Here is a 21,798-nt window from a genome sequence, read left to right on the forward strand (position 1 = left end):
GGGCTGTGAGGTCTCTGTGAATCCCGTCGGCCATACGGTGCGGATCCGGTGTCGATGATCAGGGAGTGATCCCGCTGATCATCTTCTCGGCATCGGCGACGTACTTCTTCGGATCGAAGTCCGGGAACAGTGCACGCTGGATCACATAGCCGCTGGCCATGGCGATCAGGATCTGGCTGATCTCCTCCGACCACCGTGCGGCCCGCGCGGCGCTCAGACCGTGCTCTTCCCGCGCCCACCGCTTGATCGGCCGGATGAAGCTCGCCCGGATCGACCGGATCTGCTCCTGCATCAGCGCCAGCAGCTTCTCGTCGACCACCGCCTCGGCCCAGAGCTGGATGACCAGTCGGTGCAGCGGCAGTCCGTCGGTGACCGAGGTCTGGTTGAGTTCCTCCAGCGCACGGCCGATCAGCCGGCCGGGCCCGACTGTTCCGCCCTCGGCCTCGAGCTGCTCGACCGCACCCAGCAGCCGGCCCTTGATCACCGTGGCGGCGACAGAGACCGTTATCTCCTGTTTGCTCCGGAAGTGGTTGTAGATCGCACCGGCGGACAGACCCGACTCGTTGATGATGTCGGACATCGACGTCCGGTGCACACCCCGGGTTGCGAAGCATCGGGCCGCCGCTGCGGTGATCTCGGCGCGGCGGTCGTTGCGGTACTGCTCGGTGACTTTGGGCACACCCGAGGATAAAAACGAATGACCGTTCTTGACAACTCGGCTCAGCGGTGACTCAATGGATCAAAGAAGAACGAGCATTCTTTTTCGATGAGGAGTTTGTCATGCCCACCCGATCCGTGTCGGGAACCGCGGCGGTCATCGCCGCCCCGATCGTCGCGGCGGCAGCGGTCGGCCTGGTGCTCCTGGCACTGAGTTGGCCGACGCTGGTCGCCAAGCCACGCGGCGTGCCGGTGGCGATCACCGGTCAGCCTCAACTCGTCCAACAGGCCACGGCGGCCGTTTCGGCCAGGTCGGCAGATGCGATCGACCTGATACCGGTGACCGACCGGGCGGCTGCGGTGGCCGACATCCGGCAACGCGACGTCGTGGGTGCGATCGTCCTTGATCCGGCACGTCCCGAGGTCCTCACCGCCTCGGCTGCCGGCAGTGCCGGGCAACAGGTGATGTCCCAACTGACCACGGCGCTGCAGCAGTTCATGGCGCAGGGCCAACAGCCGCCGGGCGGGCAGACCCCTGCGCTCACCGTGACCGATGTCGTGCCGCTCTCCTCCGACGATCCGAGCGGCGCCAGGTTCGCCATCGCCGGACTGCCGTTGGCTCTCGGCGGTGTCCTGGGTGGTGTGCTGCTGTCGGTTGCGTTGACGGGCGTACGACGCCGGCTGATCGGACTGCTGGGTTACGGCGTCGCCGCGGGTCTCGGCCTGGCAGCGATCCTCGGCCCGTGGTACGGCGCGCTACCGGGTGCGTATCTGGCCAGTGCGGCCGGGATCGGAGCGATCGTGACATCGGTCGCGATCGTGGTCGTCGGACTGCGCCACCTGATCGGTCCGGCGGGATTCGGTGTCGGCGCCCTGCTGTTCATCCTCGGCGCAACGCCGATCTCGGGGGCGACCGTGCCGCGCGAACTGTTGCCGTCGGTGTGGAGTGACCTCGGACAGTGGTTCCCGCAGGGAGCCGGAAACACTCTGCTGCGCAATCTGAACTACTTCCCCGACGCGCCGACACTCGCCGGCTGGCTGGTCGCGGCGGCGTGGTCGGCGATCGGTGTGCTGTTGATCCTGTTGCCCACCCGGCGACGTCATGCGGCCCCGGCGGTCGAGACCCGTCCGGTGGCCGAGCGCCAGGTCGGCGATCGACCGGTGATCAGGTGCTGACCGACCGGTGATCTGCGCCGTGGTGATCGATGATCGACGCTGTGATCACCGGGTGATCACCGGATGTTGCCGGAAATGGTGACGCCGACGGCGATCGCACCGGCGAGGCCGTAGCCGAGGATCACCAGCCAGTCGCGCCGCCGCCAGGTCGACACCCGCGCGATCGTCCGTGGAACACCCGAATCGAATCCTCGTGAGTCCATGGCCGCTGACAGTCGGGTCGCCCGCCGGACCGTGGTGACCAGCAGGGTGCCGAGGGTGCCGATGATCATCGGCATCATGACAACCGGGTTCCGGCTGACCAGCCCGCGGGTCCTGCGGGCGGCGTACGACTGGCGCAGGTCTGCGGCGACCAGCGGCGCCATTCGGAGCGCGGCAAGCGATCCGACCGCGATCCGCGGATTGGCGTGCCAGTGGGCGATCAATGCATCCGCCAGCGCCGTCGGATCCATCCGCGCGAAGAAGACGATGCCGGGGATAGCCAGGACCAGAACCCTCAACACCACAACGGCCGCAGCGCCGAGACTGCCCGTGGTGATCACCAACGGACCTGCGGACAGCAACTCCGAACCGGTGCGGATGTCGGTGAAGAGCAGGTTGGCGATCATGATCCCGGCCAGTCCCGTGGCCAGTGGCCAGGTCCGGAACAGCCAGCCCCGCACGCCGATCCGGGCCAGCGGCAGCAGCGGCAGCTCGACGGCCAGGATGATCAGCACAGCAATCGGATCGAAGCTGACGATGGTGATCACCGTGACGATCGCGATCACCGCCAGGCCGACCAACGGATTGAGTGTGGTCAGCGGGGTGCGGGCGTACCGAACGGGCGGGAACATCAGGAGACTCCCGCGGCGGCGCCGATCACCGGTGAGATCCGGCGTAACGTGATCACCTGATCGGCCAGCGCGTCGCACAGCATCCGATCATGGGAAACAACCACAAGGGCGGTCCCGGCATCGGCGATCTCGGCGAACAGCCTGACCAGTTCGATCCAGGTCCGGCGATCCTGACCGAAGGTCGGCTCGTCCAACACCAGAACCCGAGGGCGACCGGCCAATGCGGTGGCTACCGACAGCCGCCGCTTCTCTCCCCCGGAGAGGGTGAACGGATTCGCCTGTGCCAACTGCGCAAGACCCAGTCGCTCCAGCAGCTCGCCGGCACGCTGCGCGTAGGCTGCCCGGATGTGCCGCGGACCAAGGGCGACCTCGTCGGCCACGCGGCTGGTCAGGAACTGGTGTTCGGGATTCTGGAAGACCGTGCCGATCCGCGTCGCCAGCCGCTCCGACGGCCAACGATGCGGCGGTCGACCGACGATCCGGGCCGGCAATCCTGCCGTCAACTCAGCGGCCGGCCGAACGGCTCCGACCGCGGGAGCAGCGAGACCGGACAGCATGCCGGCCAGGGTCGACTTGCCGGCCCCGTTCGGTCCGACGAGGGCGGTGACCGAGCCTGCGGTGATCGTCGCCTCGACCGGTTGGGGTAGCAACGGCCCGTCACCGTAGCGTCGCTGCGGCCCGTCGAGGGTGATCAAGGTCGGCCCTGCAGATCTTCGGCGCTCCGGCGCCCAGGGAAGCTGATCATCGACCCAGACGCCCCCCGCGGCCAGTCGGTCGTGGTTGTCGCGCAACACCCGTTGTGGCGGCCCGTCGGCGATCACCCCATCGGCGGGGTCGATGACGACGACCCGGTCGACCAGCGGCAGCACGGGACCGATCCGGTGTTCGATCATGATCATCGTCGCGGACCGGTCGGCGACCTGGTCGGCGAGGACCGCCAACACCTGGGCGGCACCGTCCGGATCGAGATTGGCCGTCGGCTCGTCGAGCAGCAACAGTTGGGGGCGCAGAGCCAGCACACCGGCAAGCACCAGCCGCTGCCGCTCTCCGCCGGACAGCTCATGGGTCGGCCGGTCCGGCTCGTAACCGAAACCGACCGCCTGTAGGGCTCTTCTGACCCGTGGCCAAATCTGCTCGGCGGGGACACCGGCGTTCTCCAGTCCGAATGCGACGTCGTCGCCGGCGCGGCTCATCACCAACTGGCTGTCGGGGTCCTGGAAGACGATCCCGGTCCGTGAACCGCCGTGGCCACCCGACGCCGGGATCGGCGGCCGACCGTCGACCAACAGCCGACCCTCGATGTCACCGGTGTCCTCGTCCAGCAGCCCGGCGATCGCCTGCAGCAGGGTGGATTTCCCGGCACCCGACGGCCCCAGTAGAAGCACCCGCTCGCCGGGTTCGACCACCAGGTCGACGCCCCGGACGGCCCATCGGTCCCGGATCAAATGCCGGTAGCCGTACCCGGTCAGTTCTACGCGAGCGGGCCGGTGATCACCAGGCATGGCGCGGCGTCAGCCCCGACGGGCCGGTAGCGCACCCGAGGAGCGCAGCGCGGCATGCAGTACCAGGCTCAGTACACCGCCGACGACGGCGGTTGAGACGATCGCGGCGATGCCGTAGCTGACCTGCCAGCCGAATGGCCAGGTGGAGTAGTAGAGCACGTTGTCCAGGACGGCCGGCGCGACACCCGCAGTGGCTCCGGCGATGAACGGGTTGATCCTGCGCCACATCCGGTAGCCGAAGATCGCATACCCGACCTCGGCCGCCACGCCCTGGGCCAGGCCGTACAGCAGCAGGACGCCGCCACCGCCGAGACCTGCCGGCAACTCCACCAGCGAGCCGATCAGTTCCGCCAGCACCCCCGCCCCGGCCTTCCTGGTCAGATACGGCGCCAGGACACTCGGAACCAGCCAGAGCCCGTAGATCAGCGCCTGCGCCGGCGGGAACCAGGTGAACAGCGGCTTGGTCAGATCCCACAGGCCGTCGGCGACGATGAAGACGACTCCGAAGACGACCCCGATCGCCGCGGTGATCAGGATGTCGCTGGTCCGCCATCGCCCGAACGGGCCGTCCTTGCGCGTACGCGGCCGCCCGGTCGCTCCCCGTGAGGTCCGTTGATCTTGCTCGGTCATGTCCTGCCTCTCGCGAGGACAGGTAGCGTTGCGCTCCCGGCGCCCGGTCCTGCGACGCCGGTCGACTTCCTTCGCTGGCATTACCCAGATCAGGTGTGAGGGTCTGCGGTCTCCCGCACTCTCAGCGCTGCGCGCTCCCCTGTCGTTCCTTGATATTCGGTGTGTGTTCGGTTGTTCAGCGTCCGAACCTACCACTGCGCCGACAGCATCCGGGCGCGCGGACATACCGGTAGTGGCACCTCGGGCCCTCCTGGAGCGCGAGCGCACGTCTGCGGTGCGCGGCCGGCCAGGTTTCCAGCCGTACGATCAGAGTTTGAGGTAGCGACCGGCGCGATCCTCCAAGGTCAAAGTTTGATCCAGCGGTCACGACACGCCGGTGGCGACAACCCCCGGGTCAAACTTTGATCGTCGGAACGGGCACCACCGCCGCCGGTGGGTCAAGGTTTGATCCGGCGGCAGCGACGGCCCTGAAATTCAGGACCGGCTTGCCAGCCGTACGATCAACGAGCGCAGGAACTTTCCCGCCTTCGATCCGCCCGACGCACCGACGGCCAGGTACCGTGGCTGGGTGTCAACCGCCGAGCAGCCGATCGACCCGCCGGAGTCCGAGCGGGTCACCGACGCCGGGACCCCTGGCCAACGACCGGCCACCACCGAGTGGTGGGAGGATCCGCGGATGCCCTGGAAGGGCAAGCCGGGACGCGCCGACATCCTCTGCTGGGTGGGCTTCTCGATCAGCGGCCTGATCGGGCTGATCATGATCCCGCTGCGACCGGTGCTGCTCGGTCACAGCCCGCTGGCGTTGGTCGCCATCACCGGTTCGCGGTCCGGTCTGGTCACCAGCGGAGCGCTCGGCGCGGTCGGCAGGGCCGACTGGTGGCCGCTCGCGCTGGTGATCGGCATCATCAGCAGCATGAAATGGGACCCGCTGTTCTGGTGGGCCGGCAAGTTGTGGGGCCGGGGACTGATCGACGTCGTCGCCGGCCGCTCCCGCTGGGCGGGACGCACCGCGAAGAAGGCCGAGTGGCTGGGTCGCCGGTACGGCATCCCGGCCGTCCTGCTCTGCTACGTCCTGCCGCTGCCGGCGGCCGTGGTGTACGCCACCGTCGGCATGGCCGGGATGCGGCTGCGTACCTTCATCCTGGTGGACCTGGTCGGCTCGGCGATCGTCTGTTCCTTCTACGTCTGGCTCGGCTTCCGGCTCGGCCAGAACGCGGTCAACATCGTCGATCTGATCGCGAAGTACTCCGGCTACATCTCGGTCGCGCTGCTCGCTGCCATCGTGATCAACGGAATCATCCAGTCCAACCGCAGGAAGAGCACCGCCGCTGGGAAGTGACCGCCCGGCACCCGAATCTGCCCGCGCGGGTTGTCGGCTAGACCGCGAGAGCCGGATGTCGGGAGCTCGGCACCCCGATCGCGCCGGCGAGCCGTCCGCCCGCAGCAGCGACCCGTTCCCGTGCCTCCTCGACGGTAGCGCCGGAGCGGACCATGACGACAGCCGTCTTCACCTCGTAGGAACACGCCTGCAGCGCGGCGACCGCGGTCTGCTCGTCGACCTCGCCGATCAGACTGACCAGTCGGGCGGCACGCGTACGCAGCTTGTCGTTGGTGGCCTGGACGTCGACCATGAGATTGCCGTAGGTCCGGCCGGACCGCACCATCAGCGCGGTCGAGATCATGTTCACCACCTGCTTCTGGGCGCTGCCCGCCTTCAGCCGGGTGGAACCGGTGAGCACCTCGGGGCCGGTCTCGATCTCGATCGGATAGGTGGCGTGGTCCGATGCCTCGGCTCCGATGTTGCAGGACAGCGCGATGGTCACCGCTCCGACTTCGCGAGCACGATCCAGTGCCCCGATGACGTACGGCGTGCGCCCGCTGGCGGCCAGGCCGACGACGATGTCGCCTGCTCCCACGGCAATACCGTCGAGATCCTTGGCACCCCCGGCACTGTCGTCCTCGGCGCCCTCGACCGCGGTCACCAGGGCTATCGGACCCCCGGCGATCAACCCGACCACCCGTCCGGGATCGGTGTGAAAGGTCGGTGGGCACTCGGAGGCGTCGAGCACTCCGAGCCGCCCCGACGTACCGGCACCGACGTAGATCAACCGGCCGCCGGCGCTGAACAGCGGTTCGGCGGCCGAGATCGCCGCGGCGATCTGTGGCAGGGAATCGCGGATCGCCTCCGGGACGGTGAAGTCGGCGTTGTTCATCGTCGCCACGATGCCGTCGACGGACATCTCGTCCAGGGCCCCCGAGGTCGGGTTCTGCCGCTCGGTCCCGATCAACTCGGTTACCACGAGACCGCTATCAGGCGCAGACGATTTACCAACCGCGGGCGGCGAGCGAAATTTCTCACCAGTCCATTAAACACGCAACTGCGCCACGATCCCGCCATTCGGCGCGAAGTCAGTGGATCCGCCGGGTGTCGTGCCGGCTCTCCACCGCGCTGCGGGTGCTCTCCAACGCCGCCATGGCCTGCTCGTAGGAGCGCTGTGCCACCCCGGCGAAGATGCAGTCGACCACGGCCAGTTGGGCCATCCGGCTGGACATCGCCCCGGAGCGGAAGCTCGACTCGTGGGCTGCCGTCACGAGCACCAGGTCGGAGACCTCGGCGATCGGTGATCGGTCGTAGTTGGTGACCGAGATCGTCGTCGCACCACGCTTGCGGGCTACCCGGAGAACGTCGACGGTGTCCACGGTGTTGCCGGTGTGGGAGATGCCCAACGCGACATCCCCGGCGTCGAGCACGGCAGACGACGTCAGGGCCAGGTGCACGTCGGCCCAGGTGTGGCACAGAAGACCGATCCGGTGCAGCTTGAGTTGCAGGTCCTCGGCAACCAATCCGCTCGCGCCGACGCCGTAGATGTCCAGCCGGCGGGCGTTGGCGATGGCGTCCACCACCTTCTCCAGCACCGCAAGGTCCAGCGCACGAGCCGTGTCGGAGATGGCCCGGGCGTCGGCGTAAGCGATCTTGCTCACCACATCCGCCAGGGTGTCCGCGGCGTTGATCGGACCGGTCTGCTGGGCGCCGTTGCTCTGGTCGGTCTCCTCCCACTGGGCGGCGCGGGCCAGCGCGATCCGCAGTTCCGGATAGCCCGCCAACCCGATCGCACGACAGAAGCGCAACACCGTCGTCTCCGACGTATCGCAGAGCTTCGCCACGCTGGTGATCGAACTCTCCGAGATACCCGCCGGATCGTGCAGCACGGCCTGCGCGACCCGTTGCTCGGCGGGACGCAGATTGGGCATCGCCCGGCGAACCCTGATCAGGACCGACAACCGGGGACTCCCCGGCTCCGTACGCTGCTGCGCGTCAATCGCTGTTCCTAGCCCCTGGGTCGAATCACCCGACGTCTCACCCATACAAGGCTCCTTCTTCGCCCCCGATGCATCGGATGTACTCCGACGTTTCCCCTAGTAAAAAGGGTACGTCGGCGGCTGACACCGCGTGGGGATCTACATCGTTTACCAACGCTGGATTCGGCCGTCATCCGGTCGTGAAACGCCGACGAACCGATTAGCCAGGCGAGTCCGGGACCCGCTTCGGTCCAATCGCCGCTGCGTTCAGTTCGACTCGACGTCTTCGGTCCAGGTCGAGAAGTAGGCCAGTTCGCTGCGTTGGCGACGAAGCACCGTGCGCCACAGCTCCAACGGCTGATCGGAGAAGACGTCGCTGTAGACGGCCGGGACGATGTGCCACATGCCCTCGGCGATCTCCTCCTCGAGCTGGCCCGCCGACCAGCCGGCGTACCCCGCGAAGATCCGCAGATCCCGGTACGCGCCCCGGACGATCTCGATCGGGGTGTCCAGATGCAGCAGTCCGATGGTGGAGAACATCCGACGCCAGCCCGGCGGCTCCTCCGCCGGGTCGGCGACACTGGCCAGGCAGATCGCACCGTTGGGCGACACCGGACCACCGTGGAACAGATACGCCGGCCCGGACACCACCGGCACCCAGTCCGCCAGCACCGCATCCAATGGCGTCTGGGAGATCTCGTTCAAGATCACGCCGAGGGCGCCGTCGGCATCGGAGTCCAAGATCAACACGACCGACTGGTTGAAGATGCCGTCGGTCAGCGCCACGCTCGCGATCAGCAGCGATCCAGCCTTCGGAGCGGTCATCACCAATCTGCGCCCGTTGGGTCGGTCATTCCACTTCGGTGTCTTTGGGCAGCTCGGCCGGTCCGCCGGCAGCGGTGCGGACGGCGGCCGCCACCGTGGTGTGCAGGTCGGAATGGAAGACGCTCGGGGTGATGTAGGCAGCGTTGAGTTCCTCGTCCTTGACCACCCCGGCCAGCGCGTGTGCGGCCGCGACCATCATCGACGTGGTGACGTTCTTCGACTGGGCGTCGAGCAGACCGCGGAAGACGCCGGGGAAGGCCAGTACATTGTTGATCTGGTTGGGGAAATCGGAGCGTCCGGTGGCCACCACCGCGGCATGGCGGGCGGCTTCCGCCGGGTCGACCTCGGGATCGGGGTTGGCCAACGCGAAGACGATCGACCGGTCGGCCATCTTGGCGACGTCCTCACCGGTGAGCACGTCCGGTGCCGATACCCCGATGAACACATCGGCCCCAACGATCGCTTCCTTCAGCGTCCCGTGGAACCCCACCTCGTTGGTGTGCGCGGCGATCCAGGCCAGCTCTCCGACGATGCCCGGACGACCGGCGTGCACCACGCCGTCGATGTCGGCTGCGACAAGGTTGCGTGCACCGGCCGCCAGCAGCAGCTTGATGATGGCCGTGCCGGCAGCACCGGCGCCCGACATCACGATCCGCACATCGGCAAGAGGCTTCTCCACCACCCGCAACGCATTGAACAGCGCCGCGAGTACGACGATCGCCGTGCCGTGTTGATCATCGTGGAAGACGGGGATGTCCAGCTCCTTGCGGAGCCTCGCCTCGATCTCGAAGCACCTCGGCGCGGAGATGTCCTCGAGGTTGATCCCGGCGAACCCTGGTGCAACTGCCTTCACCACGGCGACGATCTCGTCCGTGTCCTGGGTGTCCAAGCACAACGGCCAGGCGTCGATGTCCCCGAACCGCTTGAACAGGGCCGCCTTGCCCTCCATCACCGGCAGGGCCGCGTACGGGCCGACGTTGCCCAGGCCGAGTACCGCGGAGCCGTCGGTGATCACCGCGACGGAGTTGCGTTTGATCGTCAACCGTCGTGCATCGTCTGGATTGCGTGCCAGCGCCATCGACACCCGTGCGACTCCCGGTGTATAGACCAGGGAGAGATCATCACGGTTGCGGATCGGGCGCTTGCTGTTCATCGCGATCTTGCCGCCGATGTGTGCCAGGAACACTCGATCGGACACCTTGCCGATCACCACACCGGGGACCCGTCGCATGACTTCGACCAGTTCCTCGGCGTGGGCGGTGTCCCGCGCTGCGCAGGTCACGTCGATCCGCAACCGTTCGTGCCCCGACGCCGTCACATCGAGCGCGGTGATGCTTCCACCGGCCTGCTCGACGGCAGTCGTCAACCCACTGACTGACGATCCACCAGCCGGAACCTCCAACCGAACCGTGATCGAATTCGAAACAGACGGAACAGCGCTCACGCGGCGATCCTCCCACAACCTTCGGGGCGACGCCGGGCAGGATCGCTCCGCTTGTCGTCGCCGATCAGCGGAGCAATCGCCGATGGAGGTCGCTGCCGACCTTGCGCCGTGCCCTGGATCCCGGCCGCGTCACGCATCGTCGAGGTTCCCACCGATCCCACTACCTAAGCGCTTCAGGAAAGTTCCTCGAATCGGGGCTTCAGGCAGCTAAGGTGACTCCATTTCCAGCACTGACGACGGGAGGATCGCCGCAATGGAGCGGGTGACGATCGACGATCTCGCCGCACGGCTCGGGCTGTCCCGGGCCTCGGTTTCGTACGCGCTCAACGGTCGGCCGGGGGTGGCCGAGGAGACCAGGATCCGGGTCCTGGAGCTTGCCCGGGAGCTGGGCTGGCAGCCCAGCGTCAGTGCCCGATCGCTGTCCCGGTCACGTGCCGACGCCATCGGCATCGTGCTGAACCGGCGCCCCGAGGACCTCGGGTCGGAGCCGTTCTACATGGGTCTGCTGTCCGGCATCGAGGCGGCGCTGTCCGATGCCGGGACCAGTCTGATGGTCCGGTTCGTGCCCGACGGGGACAGTGAAGCGGCTGTCTATCGCCGGTGGACGGCGGAGCGTCGGGTGGACGGGGTGATCCTGACCGATCTCCGGTTGGACGATCCCCGCCCGTCGTTGTTGGACGACCTGTCGTTGCCGTACCTGGTGCACAGCGGCCATCTGACCGAACGTGGTTGGCGTTTCGACAATGACCAGGAGGCGACCATCCTGGTCGATCATCTGGCCGCGTTGGGTCACGCGCGGATCGCTCACATCAGCGGCCCGACCGATCTGTTGCATGAGGTGGAACGCCGCGAGGCGGTGGTCTCCGGCGCCGAGCAGCACGGCATGCGCGCGTCCACTTTCGCCGGCGACTACTCGCTGGAGGGCGGCCACGAACTGACCGCCCGCCTGCTCGGCCGGCGGGACGCCCCGACCGCGATCATCTACTCCAACGATCTGATGGCGGTCGGCGGTCTGACCGCGCTGCGTGAGGCGGGGCGGACCGACATCGCGGTCGTCTCCTGGGACGACTCCCTGCTCTGCCGGACTGCCTGGCCCGGCATCAGTGCGCTGCAGCGTGATCCCTACCATGCCGGGCGGTCGACGGCGACCCAGCTGCTGGCCCGGGTCCGCAGGCCCGGTGACCCACCCGTCGGTGTGGTGCCGCCCAAGCCCAGCGAACTGGTGGTCAGGGACTCGAGTCACCCGCCGCGGTGAGGTCCGTGGCGGCGTCCGGCGCCGGGCCGGTCATCCGAGTCCTGAGACGCCGTCGGCGCGATTGATCGTGACCTTGTCGAGACGCTCCGGATCGGAGATCAACTCGATGCCGGTGATCAGATCGTCGACGCAGGTGAACGCCAGTGCCCCGATGATCCTGCCCTTCGGAACGATGGCCAGTCCCTGGCCTCCATCCACCACCGCAGGTTCGACGGATCGCGCCCGGCCGGTGAACCGCGCGGCGTACTCCGCAACCGGGCCGGCACCGACAAGTCGGGCGGGAGTCGGACCCGGCAACGAGTCGGCGTCGCCGGTCAGCACCACATCGGGGTCGAGCACGGCGACGAGCCCGACGAGATTCCCGTCACGGACCGCGGCCAGGAAGGCGTCGACGATCCGGCGTTGGCGGACGGGATCGGCCGGCGCCGACCGTCCGACATCGCGGACCCTGCGCCGTGCCCGACTGGCCAGCTGCCGGCAGGCGACGGGCGTCCGACCGAGGATCCCGGCGATCTCCTCGTGCGGCACCGCGAAGATGTCGTGCAGCACGAAGGCCAGCCGGGCATCGGGCGCCAGGCTGTCCAGGATCAGCAGCAATGCCGGACCGACGGCGTCGGCGACCAGGGCTTCCGCCTCGGGATCGGGAGTGTTGCCGGGCGACGGCGCGGTCGCGGTGCCGGGTTCTCTGTCGGCCAGCGGGGTCTCCCGGCGGGTCCGGCGGGCGCGCAACAGGTGCAGGCACTCCCGGCTGACCACCGCGGTCAGCCAGCCGGCGAGGTTCTCGATACCCCCCGGGTCGCTCCGCTGCAGCCGGATCCAGGCGTTCTGCACGGCATCATCCGCATCGGCCTGTGAGCTCAGCATCCGGTAGGCGATCGCCGTCAGTCGGGCGCGTTCGGCCTCGAAGAGTTCTGCCCGTCGCTCGATCTCCCTCACCTGTCACATCCTCCCGTGTCTGTGGTTCTCACCTGTCGAGCCGACAGAACGGCCGGATGTGACAGACCCGAACGAGGAGGACACATGCGCAGACTCATGTACTGGATCAGCACGGCGGCGATCACCGCAGAACTCGGTGTCGGCGGCATCTGGGACATCGCCCGCACCGCCTACGTCCGCGACGTGGTGACCCACCTGGGCTACCCGTCCTATTTCCTTGTCCTGTTGGGCAGTTGGAAGATCGCCGGAGCCGTCGCGCTGTTGATCCCCCGCCGACCGCTGCTGAAGGAATGGGCGTACGCCGGGTCGTTCTTCACCTACAGCGGCGCGATGGTGTCGCACCTGGCCAGCGGGTACGCCCGCGGCGAGGTGTTACTGCTGGCGGGCTTCACGGCGTTGACCGTGATGTCCTGGGCGTTGCGTCCGGCCGGTCGCCGGATCGCGAGGCGACAGACCGAATTGATCATTCGATGATCAGCTGCTCCATGTCGGCCACGGGCCGGTAACCGATCCGCTGGTAGATCCGGTTGGAGACCGGATTGGCCTGATCGGTGAACAGGCATACCCGAGCCCGCTGGTCGACCAGCAGCTGTGACACGGCGGCAACCGCAGCCATGGCGTACCCGTTGCCTCGGAACGGCTTGGGCGTGTACACCGGGGCGATCCGGGCGACGCCGGAGCTTGGCGGGCTCGCTCCGGTCAGGTGCACCACTTGGCCGGCGTCCTCCCACAGCCAGAACTGATGATCACGGATCCGGCGTCGGGTTTCCTCGGGATCGGTTGCCACATAGGAAGTCACCGGTCGACCGGCCTGTTCCTCGGCCTCCGCGAGGAACACGTCGCGCCAGCGGTGGACAAGATCAAGATCATCCTGGGTCGCCGGCCGGATGTTGCCACTGACCCCGGTGGGTGGGACGAGTTCGCCGAGTTCGAACAACCGGGTCCGCTGCCGGATCGAGACCCGTCCGGCAATCGCATCGGCCATGCGGTCGGCGAGGACTCGAGCCGGCGGTTGCGATCCGGTGATCACGCTGATGGCTTCGCCCCGATCGATCAACTGATCGGCCAGGGCATCGGCTGCATCGGCGGGCAGGCCACCGACCCAGACCGCGTACTCGGGTGCCGGTGCCGTTCGCATCGCGACTCCGGCGATCTGCCCTTCGCCGTCGCGGATGACGCAGAACCACCACGGCCGGTCCGGAGGGCGGATCACACCCTCGGCGTCCTCGCGGATGGCACGCTGGGCGGTCGTGGCAACAACGTTCTCCACGACCGGATGCTCGGCGAGATATCCATGTGCCTGCGCGGAGAAGTGCTCTGCCGACGGGGTGAACTGCAGGTCGTACATGTCCGAAGATTTCCCGATCTTCACAAGTCTGGCAACCGGTTTGCGGGCACACCCCTAGGCTCAAGATCATGGACTGGTCACTCCTCGGTTACCATCGGCGAGCCGCAACAGTCCGCCGACACCAACGCTGAAGAACGAGGTCCCTGCGCATGCCGTTGCCCGCCCGTCTGCTCGCCTTCGATCTGGACGACACGCTCGCCCCCTCGAAGTCTCCGCTGCCGGCACAGGTGTCCGACGTGCTCATCAGACTGCTGCAGCACGTTGCGGTGGCGATCATCTCCGGCGGCCAGATCGAGCAGTTCCGCAAGCAGGTCGTTGCGCACCTGACCGGTGCCGGAGACGAGGCACTGTCCCGGCTGCATCTGATGCCGGTGACCGGCACCCAGTACTACCGCTACCTCGACGGCCACTGGCAGCAGCTGTACGCCGACAACCTCAGCGCGGACGAGAAGAAGCAGGCCCTGACGGTCCTGGAGGACAAGGCTCGGGAGTTCGGTTTGTGGGGGTCGGAGACCTGGGGGCCGATCCTGGAGGATCGCGGGTCGCAGATCACCTTCTCCGCACTGGGCCAGACGGCTCCGGTGGCCGCCAAGAAGGCCTGGGATCCGACCGGAGCGAAGAAGAATATGCTGGCCGCAGCCGTGCAGCAGCTGTTGCCGGGATTGTCGGTGCGATCGGGCGGATCGACCTCGGTCGACATCACTCGTCAGGGCATCGACAAGGGGTACGCGCTGGGTCGGCTGGCCGAGGTCAGCGGCGTCCCGATCAGTGAAATGATCTTCGTCGGTGATCGGCTGGATCCCGACGGCAACGACTATCCCGTGGTCAGGACCGGCGTCGCCACCCACGCGGTCACCGGCTGGGAGGATACCGTCGGCTACCTGGAGACCCTGCTGGTTGACGTCTGACCGGCGAGTCGGCCCCCTTATATGTTGCGACCGATGCGGCGTGGGTAGGGCTCCAGTGCTGTCGCCGCCGTCGAGGAAGGAACCCGGTCGTGCTCGCTGCTGCTGCTTGGGGGGCGCTCGCTGCGTCGTCGTTGATCCTCGGCGCCCTGTTCGGCGTGGCGCGGGATTGGCGAGATGGGCTGGTCGGTGGTGTCCTCGCGTTCGGCGCAGGTGCGCTGGTCTCCGGCGTATCGTTCGAGCTCGCCGCTGAGGGCTTCCGAGTAGGTGGGCCGTGGTGGGTCGCTGCGGGGATCGCGGTCGGCGCTCTGGCGTTCTTCTCGGCGGACCGGGGAGTCCAGCGTCTCGGCGGCCGGCAGGGCGGCGGTTCTGCCGGTCTGCCGCTGGCCCTGGGTGCCCTGCTCGACGGCATCCCCGAGCAGGCGGTGTTGGGCATCGGTCTGGCCTCGGGCGAAGGGATCAGCCTTGCGCTGCTGGTGGCGATCTTCGTGTCCAACCTGCCGGAGGGAATCGGGTCGGCTTCGGAGATGCGCGCCGCCGGTAGGTCACGGTCGGCGGTGGTGCGGATGTGGATCGGTGTGGCGGTGTTCGCCGCGCTGTCGACGGTCGGCGGCTACCTGCTTGCCGACGTCCTCGGCCCGGCCTGGCGGGCCGCGATCGACGGTTTCGCTGCGGGCGCGCTTCTGGTGATGCTCGTCGACTCGATGGTGCCCGAGGCGCATCGCAAGGCGCGGGACAGGGCCGGCCTGGTGACGGTGCTCGGCTTCGCCGTCGCGGCGGCACTTTCAGCGTTCTCCTGACCCGACACGCCTCGGGCGGCCGTTCGCCCGCGAGATCGCTCGCCTGCGGCTGTGCCGTCAATGATCATCCCGCCGGAATTGCGTTCTGGAGCGGGTCGTAGCTCCTGCCCGTTCCGGCAGACTGATCGCAGACTGATCATGGAGCATGACAACACCCGGTGGATCAACGAGCGATTCGCTGACCTCGGTCTGACGCTGACGTTCGGTGATCATAATGCTGACCGCTGCCGAGGAGCGGGATGCCATTTCCGTCACCCGTGACGTGGTGGCTGAACGACGCGAAAACGATGTCGATCGTGCCGAGTGCTGGACGCGACCAGTGATTACGGCGCCCACTGGTCGGAGCGGCGGAGCGCTCAGGCTGACCGGGCGCACGTCAGGTGCGACCGTTCCGCGTCGCACCTGGATCGGCTCGCGCTGGCCGAAGGCCTGCGAGATACCTGGGCCATCAACAGGGTCGGGAATCCTGGCTCCTGCTGACGCCGTGGTCGGCCCCGGGAGGGCCGGGCCGGTCGTGGTTACCCATCGCCAGCGAGGGTTGAATCGGACGCGTGGCGGACCAGAAGCAGGTCGGACGCCAGTCTTCGGACGCCCGACCCTCGGAATTGTCCGCGGCCGGCCGCCAGGATCACCGTGATCGCCAATATTGCACGCCACGGTTGGTTGTCTCCTGTGTCCGGGGCCCACTCTGAAAGTGGTCAGCCCCGCAACTGCCTATCCGTCCGAGGGACGAGGGGGTAGTTCAGCCTCGACAGACAGCCAGCTACCCGGCCCGAAGGTGGTTTGTCGATGGTTGTGTGGATCGAAGACCTTCAGGATCCCGTTGCCTTCTACCTGGAACGACGCATTCGGACCGAACTCGTACTCCCGCCCATTCACGAGCTTGAGTTGGAACGGTCCCTTGGGCATAGCGCAGTGTCTCACACCATTGTGCCCGGCCGCCCTAGGTACGAGCGGTCTCGGTGCCGCCCCGGGCGTATTGTCGGTTGCCATACGACGACGTCAATCGCCCAACCAAGATCAGACCGACGAGGTGGTCGCAGAGTATCGACGACCCCGGTCTGACCGTGCGTTGCGCCCGGTCGTGGGCCCATCCGACACATCGATGAAGCCTGCGAGCCGTTATCAGATCTCGCGGCTCGGTTTAGGTCGGGTGGTCCTGTCGTGGTGATGAGGAGGTCGTCTGGGTACCGGAGTCCGGCTCGTAGACGTAGCGGCCGGCCGGTGCTCGTATAGGTCGTTCGTGTCGAGTTCGACGACGGCTGTGCCGATGAGTTGGACCCCTGTCCGTGGTCGACGGCGGAGTGAGGCCGGGAAGTCAATGCATATTGCCGTCTGCAATTGCACGTCTGGCCTGGTCGGAGCGACTCAATGTCGCTCTGACCAGGCCAGATGATTCGTGGAGGTGGCGGGAATCGAACCCGCGTCCTCGAGCAGCGAACCAGGTCTTCTCCGGGCGCAGCTGATGTTATCGGTCTACTCGGCCCCTACGCTTGCACCAGCACGTCGTAGCCAGGCCCAGTCCCGGTTGATGTCCCCGCTCAGCCCCGAGACACAACTCGAGCGGGTAAGTCCCCTTAACGAGGCCAGGTTCCGGGTCGGAGACGTCCCCGGTCTGACCCTTCGATCACTGCTCAGGCAGCGAGAGCGAAGTTCGTGCGCTTAGAATTGGCACTTATTTGTTCCCAAGGGTCGTTTACGAGATGTCCTTGGATCCTCGGCCCGCTTCTCCTGGGACTACCGTCCCGAGTCGAAACCGATCACCCCCGTGATTCGTCGCGCTCTTCAGTTGTCCGGCTGTCCAGTGTAGCCGCAGGTGGAACGTGTCGTCAGCCGGTTTGATTCCGGTCGTTCGACTCCGACTGTCCGATGCCGGAGAAGCGACAACCGTACGGCTACTTCTCCGGCAGCACGCGCAGTTTGACAGCCTTGGTCACTGGGTTGGTCCAGTCCTCGCCCTGGGCAGCCTTCACGCCGCCGACGATGCTCAGCACGACCCAGGCGACCCAGCCGAGTCCGACCAGGAATCCGATGAGACCGGAGTGGGTGATGCCCTGCAGCGTGCCGCCGATGACCAGTCCGATCAGCGCGACGAGCTGGAAGTTGAACGCCTTGGCCGACTCCCGGCGAGCCAGGCTGCCGGGGCTGGAGACGGCGTATCCGATGCCCGGGCCGAGGACGGACGTGAACAGCCCGCTGAAGTGCGCCAGCGCGCCGCCAGGGCTGCCCTCGTGGCGTACCGGGAGGCCGGAGGAGGTCGGCGACAGGTAACCGTAGCCGGCCTGGCTCCGAAATGAGCCGGAGGCGTACGGATTCGGGCCGCCGGGGGCGTCGACCGGCGGGACGTCGACCAGGCCGAAGAAGGCCTCGTTCAGGTCCTTACGGGTGACCGCACCCAGCACGAGACCGATCCGGCGGTCGAACTCGGCTTCACTGATCCGACCCTCGGCGTAGGCGGCCTTCAGGTAGTCGGCGGCCCGGTCCCGCTGCTCGGTGCTGACGTGGGTGCTGAGGCTTGGATGTTCAAAGCTGGCAGGCATGGTTCCAGCATGCGCGACGACGCGGCGCGAGCGTATCCGGCGCGACCCCGGTCCCTCCCGGATACCGGGATACGGTTGGGCCCCATGACCGAGAAACCCGAAGTTGAGTTCCCGGGCGGCGAGCCGCCCACCGACCTGCAGATCACCGATATCACCGTCGGAGACGGCACCGAAGCGACGCCGGGCACCACCGTCCAGGTGCATTATGTCGGCGTCGCCTACAGCACCGGCGACGAGTTCGACGCGAGCTACAACCGCGGTGCGCCGCTGGAGTTCCCGCTCGGCGCCGGATATGTGATCCAGGGCTGGGACCAGGGCGTGTCCGGCATGAAGGTCGGCGGTCGGCGTCAGCTCGTCATTCCGCCGCACCTCGCCTATGGCGACCGAGGGGCCGGCGGAGCGATCGGCCCGGGTGAGACGTTGATCTTCGTCGTCGACCTGGTCGGCGTGCGCTGACCGACCCACTGCCGGGGCGGCGGCACGTCACCAGCTCGACGAGCCGCCGCCTCCGCCACCTCCGCCGGAGAAGCCGCCGCCTCCGCCGAACGAGCTTCCGCCACTGCCGAATCCGGACCCGCCGAAGCCGCTGCCGCTGCTCGAGGGAGCCGGCGTCGCCGCGGTCGCCAACGAACCGGTCAGATAACCGATGTTGAACGCGTTGAAGCCGCTGTAGGGGCCGGAATACCAGTACGGCGACTGATCGGGCAGCCGCCCCATGTCGACCAACTGCTGGCAGATCCGCTGCCACCGATCCGCAAGATCAAATGCGATCGCCCAGGGCAGGTACCGGGAGAAGATGTCCTGTCCCTCTTCGAAACGCAGCTGATCGGTCTCGGCCGTGGCCAGGTACTGCTTGAAGCCTTCGACGTGGTCGCACACCGCGCGCCCTTCGGCCGTCCGCTGGCCACGGCGCATCACCCGGGAGACCAGGATGGTCGTGATCAACAACGAGGCCAGCGGGAAGATCAACAGGAACAGCCACGGTGAGATCGAGCCCGCCGCACCGTTCGAGCGCAGGATGAACCAACCGAAGATCACCACCGCGACGATCCACCCGCCACCCAGTGCCCGACCGGCGGCCTTGGGCACCTTGGTGAACCACTGCTTCTCTTGAACCAGGCTGCGGGTCTGGTTGACCAGCGTCTTGTGGGCCTCGGTCATGCTGCCCCGGGTGGACAGGTCGGTCACCGCACCGGGCGGACGGCCGTCGAAGATCGAGGTGAGCACCGCCGTCTCGTGCGGGCCGCTGGCCTTGCTCGGATCGAGCAGCCGCACCTGGTAGCCGGATCCGTCGACGTCCTCGATCTTGATCGCACCGTTGACCGCGAGCGAGACCAAGGTTGCTGCTGTGTCCCGGACGTCGACCTGGCCGTCGACCAGGATGCCGGCCTCCGCGACGGTGATCGGCGGCGGAGTGAACTGGACGGGAATCTCCATCCGTGGATCGGATTTCCCGATCTCGACCGGTGCTCCGGGCAGTGGCACCGTACCCGGTGCGAGGTTGGTGTAGCGGAGATCGGTCGTACGCTCCTTGGCTACCTTGCGTCCGACGACCGGAATCCCGACGGTGATCAACAGGCCGATCAGACCCGGAATGGCCACAGCCGGTGTCAGGATCGCGCTGAGCAGACCGGCCTTGCGGACCAGGTGCGGCTTGTTGTCACTGATCAGACCGGGTTTGATCTTGACGCCGATGGTGACGTTCTCCCCGGCCGGAAGATCATTCTGGCCGAACACTGCTTTGTCATCGCTGATCGTGCTGGAGGTACAGGCTGTGTTGGTCCCGATCGGGCCGGCGTAGCACTGTTTGTCCTGAGCGCCGCCGGGCACCTGCGCGGTGATCTCCAACGACCGGATCGCTGGGTTCCCACTGCCGGTCGCGTCCCAGTACAGCTCGTCGTAACTGCCGGAGGAGCGCATGGCGCCGCGTACCTCGTAGGACAGTTTGTAGGTCACGTCCTGCGAGGAGATGGAACTGCTCGAATCGCCGATCCGGAAGGTGGTCGACCGTTCGCGGGCAAATGCGCCACCGTTCTGAATCTTGCTCACATCGGCCGATTCTGTCGGGCTTGACGCGGTGAACTTGCTGATGTCGTAGACGATGTCCTTGCCGGTGTCCGGATCGGGCTCGCGGGTGATCAACTCCCGTTGCATGCCATGGTGTTCGAGGGAATCGAAGTGCCACTGGAACGTTTCCGTGACGTGCAGCACGCCGTCCCTGTCGACCTGGTAATTGATCTTGAGGCTGCGGACGTACTCACTGTCGGCGTGGGCCGGTGCGGCCGAGCCGACGGTCAGGAGCAGGGCCGCGCCGAGAGCCAACATCAGCGCGGCGGTCCAGCGTGCGAGGTTTCGTGCCTTGGATTCGAGCCCGACGATCATTCCTCAACCATACGGGGCGAAGGGTTGACCTTCGACCGGCTGCGGCCGCTGCAGCGGCCTCAGTGAGTAGGGGCCGGCAGCCCTCCGGCGACCTGGTCGAACGCTGCACCGATCAGCCCGGGTAGTTGCTCCAGGGGTGCGTCGTTGAGCAGCCACATCATCATTGCCGACTTCATCGCTGCGACCGCACTGGCCGCGACCAACCAGGGATACATGTCGGCCTCGAGATCGCTACCGGTCCGCGTCGCGACGGCAGTGCGAAGAATCGCCTCGAGGCGCGCATAGAGGGCGACCTGGAAGGCTTGCAGACCGGCGGTTCGCCGGGCCAGGTGCATGGTCTGGATCGCCCGCTGCAGTTCGACCGAGTCGGTGGCGCTGGTCGCCTCGACCAGCAGCGCACGCAGCGACGTCAGCGGGTGTTCGTCGGCCGGCCGGTCGGCCAACCTGTCGAGCACGTCGACCCAATACTGGTTGCCGGCGGACACGACCGCTTCTTCCTTGCAGGAGAAGTAGTTGGAGAAGGTGCGCGGTGACACGACTGCTCGACGGGCGATGTCGTCGATGGTCAGTTGGTCGAAGCCGTTCTCCAGGGTGAGCTCCAGCGCCGCGTTGGAGATGGACGTCCGCGTGAGCTGCTTCTTCAGCGCTCGCAGGCCCACCGTGGATTGCGTCATGTAACGAGCCTACCGTGCCGATCCGGCGAACTTGCCAAGGCCGCAAAAGTCCCCCACGCGCCGGGCTGTACAGTTCCAGCCACCTCTGGGACCAAAGTCACCAATACTGAGCAATTTGCTGGAAACTTGCACTAAACCCAAAGTTGTCCCCTAATGTTCTGTTTCGGCGGAGCAATCCGCACAACCGGGGGCAAGATCCAAGGCAAGTCCCAAACCCTGTTCAGCACCAGGGAGCTGCACGTTCCACAAACTTTCTGTCTGAGCAATTTTGCGGTTGCGCTCTGTCATCGGTGGGTCCGGTCGGGTCGGACCCATCAAGTCAATCCCCATTCCTCTCAAGGAGCTTTCCATGTCCGAAGCCATGCTGCGCCTGTACGTCACCACCACCGCGTGGGTGCAGGACCGTTACACCGGCCGCAAGGATCGCGGCGCCACCGCCGTCGAGTACGGCCTCCTCGTCGGCCTGATGGCGGCCGTCGTGATTGCCGCCATCGCCATCCTCGGCCCGAAGATCAACGCACTGTTCGACGGAGTCAAGCTCCCTGCTTCCAGCTGAGGCCGCCCTACCGTTTCAACAACCGGTAGACAGCT

General features: G+C 67.0%; 21 protein-coding genes, 1 other RNA gene and 1 riboswitch. Of the genes, 8 read left to right on the plus strand and 14 right to left on the minus strand.

Annotation, left to right across the window (positions count from 1 at the left end; all coding sequences use genetic code 11):
* Nucleotides 1-58: 58 nt before the first annotated feature.
* Nucleotides 59-679, minus strand: coding sequence for a TetR/AcrR family transcriptional regulator (locus GJV80_RS11235; RefSeq protein ID WP_195909303.1), 621 nt, complete (start codon nucleotides 677-679; stop codon nucleotides 59-61).
* A gap of 101 nt (nucleotides 680-780) precedes the next feature.
* Here GJV80_RS11235 and GJV80_RS11240 point away from each other — a divergent pair, with 101 nt between their 5' ends.
* Nucleotides 781-1,833 carry a hypothetical protein gene (locus GJV80_RS11240; RefSeq protein ID WP_154687967.1) on the plus strand — a complete coding sequence of 351 codons (1,053 nt, stop codon included), beginning with the start codon at nucleotides 781-783 and terminating at the stop codon, nucleotides 1,831-1,833.
* 56 nt (nucleotides 1,834-1,889) lie between these two features.
* Here GJV80_RS11240 and GJV80_RS11245 read toward each other — a convergent pair whose 3' ends face one another.
* The 3 genes from GJV80_RS11245 to GJV80_RS11255 are packed head-to-tail and all read right to left on the minus strand — an operon-like array spanning nucleotide 1,890 to nucleotide 4,798.
* Nucleotides 1,890-2,666, minus strand: a complete 777-nt coding sequence (locus GJV80_RS11245; protein ID WP_154687968.1) for an energy-coupling factor transporter transmembrane protein EcfT — start codon at nucleotides 2,664-2,666, stop codon at nucleotides 1,890-1,892.
* A complete protein-coding gene (locus tag GJV80_RS11250) occupies nucleotides 2,666-4,168 on the minus strand; it encodes an ABC transporter ATP-binding protein (RefSeq protein WP_154687969.1) in 1,503 nt (500 codons plus the stop codon). The genes GJV80_RS11245 and GJV80_RS11250 overlap by 1 nt, the downstream gene beginning before the upstream one ends.
* A gap of 9 nt (nucleotides 4,169-4,177) precedes the next feature.
* A complete protein-coding gene (locus GJV80_RS11255; RefSeq protein ID WP_195909304.1) occupies nucleotides 4,178-4,798 on the minus strand; it encodes an ECF transporter S component in 621 nt (206 codons plus the stop codon).
* 49 nt (nucleotides 4,799-4,847) lie between these two features.
* A riboswitch (TPP riboswitch) is annotated at nucleotides 4,848-4,949 on the minus strand.
* Nucleotides 4,950-5,366: 417 nt separating this feature from the next.
* On the opposite strand from GJV80_RS11255, the gene GJV80_RS11260 reads away from it, so the two are divergent.
* Nucleotides 5,367-6,137 carry a DedA family protein gene (locus GJV80_RS11260; protein WP_154687971.1) on the plus strand — a complete coding sequence of 257 codons (771 nt, stop codon included), beginning with the start codon at nucleotides 5,367-5,369 and terminating at the stop codon, nucleotides 6,135-6,137.
* A 37-nt stretch (nucleotides 6,138-6,174) separates the two neighbouring features.
* Here the strand turns inward: GJV80_RS11260 and murQ are convergent, their stop codons facing one another.
* The 4 genes from murQ to GJV80_RS11280 form a co-directional block, all read right to left on the minus strand.
* Nucleotides 6,175-7,098, minus strand: coding sequence for an N-acetylmuramic acid 6-phosphate etherase (gene murQ, locus GJV80_RS11265; protein WP_154687972.1), 924 nt, complete (start codon nucleotides 7,096-7,098; stop codon nucleotides 6,175-6,177).
* Between the two features lie 109 nt (nucleotides 7,099-7,207).
* On the minus strand, nucleotides 7,208-8,164 hold the full coding sequence (locus tag GJV80_RS11270) for a MurR/RpiR family transcriptional regulator (protein WP_154687973.1): 957 nt from the start codon (nucleotides 8,162-8,164) through the stop codon (nucleotides 7,208-7,210).
* Nucleotides 8,165-8,365: 201 nt separating this feature from the next.
* Nucleotides 8,366-8,923, minus strand: a complete 558-nt coding sequence (locus GJV80_RS11275) for a YqgE/AlgH family protein (RefSeq protein ID WP_154687974.1) — start codon at nucleotides 8,921-8,923, stop codon at nucleotides 8,366-8,368.
* A 25-nt stretch (nucleotides 8,924-8,948) separates the two neighbouring features.
* Nucleotides 8,949-10,367, minus strand: coding sequence for an NAD-dependent malic enzyme (locus GJV80_RS11280; RefSeq protein WP_154687975.1), 1,419 nt, complete (start codon nucleotides 10,365-10,367; stop codon nucleotides 8,949-8,951).
* Between the two features lie 253 nt (nucleotides 10,368-10,620).
* On the opposite strand from GJV80_RS11280, the gene GJV80_RS11285 reads away from it, so the two are divergent.
* A complete protein-coding gene (locus tag GJV80_RS11285) occupies nucleotides 10,621-11,622 on the plus strand; it encodes a LacI family DNA-binding transcriptional regulator (RefSeq protein ID WP_154687976.1) in 1,002 nt (333 codons plus the stop codon).
* A 30-nt stretch (nucleotides 11,623-11,652) separates the two neighbouring features.
* Here GJV80_RS11285 and GJV80_RS11290 read toward each other — a convergent pair whose 3' ends face one another.
* Nucleotides 11,653-12,558 (minus strand): sigma-70 family RNA polymerase sigma factor, encoded by a 906-nt coding sequence (locus tag GJV80_RS11290; RefSeq protein ID WP_154687977.1) that lies wholly within the window; start codon nucleotides 12,556-12,558, stop codon nucleotides 11,653-11,655.
* Nucleotides 12,559-12,642: 84 nt separating this feature from the next.
* Here GJV80_RS11290 and GJV80_RS11295 point away from each other — a divergent pair, with 84 nt between their 5' ends.
* Nucleotides 12,643-13,032, plus strand: coding sequence for a DoxX family protein (locus GJV80_RS11295; RefSeq protein ID WP_154687978.1), 390 nt, complete (start codon nucleotides 12,643-12,645; stop codon nucleotides 13,030-13,032).
* Here GJV80_RS11295 and GJV80_RS11300 read toward each other — a convergent pair.
* The gene (locus GJV80_RS11300; protein WP_154687979.1) at nucleotides 13,022-13,906 is read right to left on the minus strand and encodes a GNAT family N-acetyltransferase; all 885 of its coding nucleotides are present in this window, start codon (nucleotides 13,904-13,906) and stop codon (nucleotides 13,022-13,024) included. The two genes, GJV80_RS11295 and GJV80_RS11300, sit on opposite strands and share 11 nt — an antisense overlap.
* A gap of 149 nt (nucleotides 13,907-14,055) precedes the next feature.
* Here GJV80_RS11300 and GJV80_RS11305 point away from each other — a divergent pair, with 149 nt between their 5' ends.
* Both GJV80_RS11305 and GJV80_RS11310 read left to right on the plus strand, forming a co-directional pair.
* Nucleotides 14,056-14,814 carry an HAD-IIB family hydrolase gene (locus GJV80_RS11305; protein ID WP_154687980.1) on the plus strand — a complete coding sequence of 253 codons (759 nt, stop codon included), beginning with the start codon at nucleotides 14,056-14,058 and terminating at the stop codon, nucleotides 14,812-14,814.
* A gap of 89 nt (nucleotides 14,815-14,903) precedes the next feature.
* Nucleotides 14,904-15,611, plus strand: coding sequence for a ZIP family metal transporter (locus GJV80_RS11310; protein WP_154687981.1), 708 nt, complete (start codon nucleotides 14,904-14,906; stop codon nucleotides 15,609-15,611).
* Nucleotides 15,612-17,008: 1,397 nt separating this feature from the next.
* Here GJV80_RS11310 and ssrA read toward each other — a convergent pair.
* Together ssrA and GJV80_RS11320 are read right to left on the minus strand one after the other, a co-directional pair.
* Nucleotides 17,009-17,379, minus strand: a transfer-messenger RNA (tmRNA) gene (ssrA, locus tag GJV80_RS11315).
* A gap of 127 nt (nucleotides 17,380-17,506) precedes the next feature.
* Entirely contained in the window at nucleotides 17,507-18,151 is a 645-nt protein-coding gene (locus GJV80_RS11320; protein WP_154687982.1) for a DUF1707 and DUF4870 domain-containing protein, read from the minus strand.
* An 84-nt stretch (nucleotides 18,152-18,235) separates the two neighbouring features.
* On the opposite strand from GJV80_RS11320, the gene GJV80_RS11325 reads away from it, so the two are divergent.
* On the plus strand, nucleotides 18,236-18,607 hold the full coding sequence (locus tag GJV80_RS11325) for an FKBP-type peptidyl-prolyl cis-trans isomerase (RefSeq protein ID WP_154687983.1): 372 nt from the start codon (nucleotides 18,236-18,238) through the stop codon (nucleotides 18,605-18,607).
* Nucleotides 18,608-18,634: 27 nt separating this feature from the next.
* Here GJV80_RS11325 and GJV80_RS11330 read toward each other — a convergent pair whose 3' ends face one another.
* Nucleotides 18,635-20,533 (minus strand): DUF2207 domain-containing protein, encoded by a 1,899-nt coding sequence (locus tag GJV80_RS11330; protein ID WP_154687984.1) that lies wholly within the window; start codon nucleotides 20,531-20,533, stop codon nucleotides 18,635-18,637.
* Nucleotides 20,534-20,592: 59 nt separating this feature from the next.
* Nucleotides 20,593-21,207, minus strand: coding sequence for a TetR family transcriptional regulator (locus tag GJV80_RS11335; RefSeq protein ID WP_154687985.1), 615 nt, complete (start codon nucleotides 21,205-21,207; stop codon nucleotides 20,593-20,595).
* A gap of 349 nt (nucleotides 21,208-21,556) precedes the next feature.
* Here GJV80_RS11335 and GJV80_RS11340 point away from each other — a divergent pair, with 349 nt between their 5' ends.
* Complete coding sequence (locus GJV80_RS11340; RefSeq protein ID WP_154687986.1) at nucleotides 21,557-21,763, plus strand: Flp family type IVb pilin; 207 nt, start codon at nucleotides 21,557-21,559, stop codon at nucleotides 21,761-21,763.
* Nucleotides 21,764-21,798: the final 35 nt, after the last annotated feature.

This window comes from Microlunatus sp. Gsoil 973 (genome assembly GCF_009707365.1).
GTDB lineage: Bacteria > Actinomycetota > Actinomycetes > Propionibacteriales > Propionibacteriaceae > Microlunatus.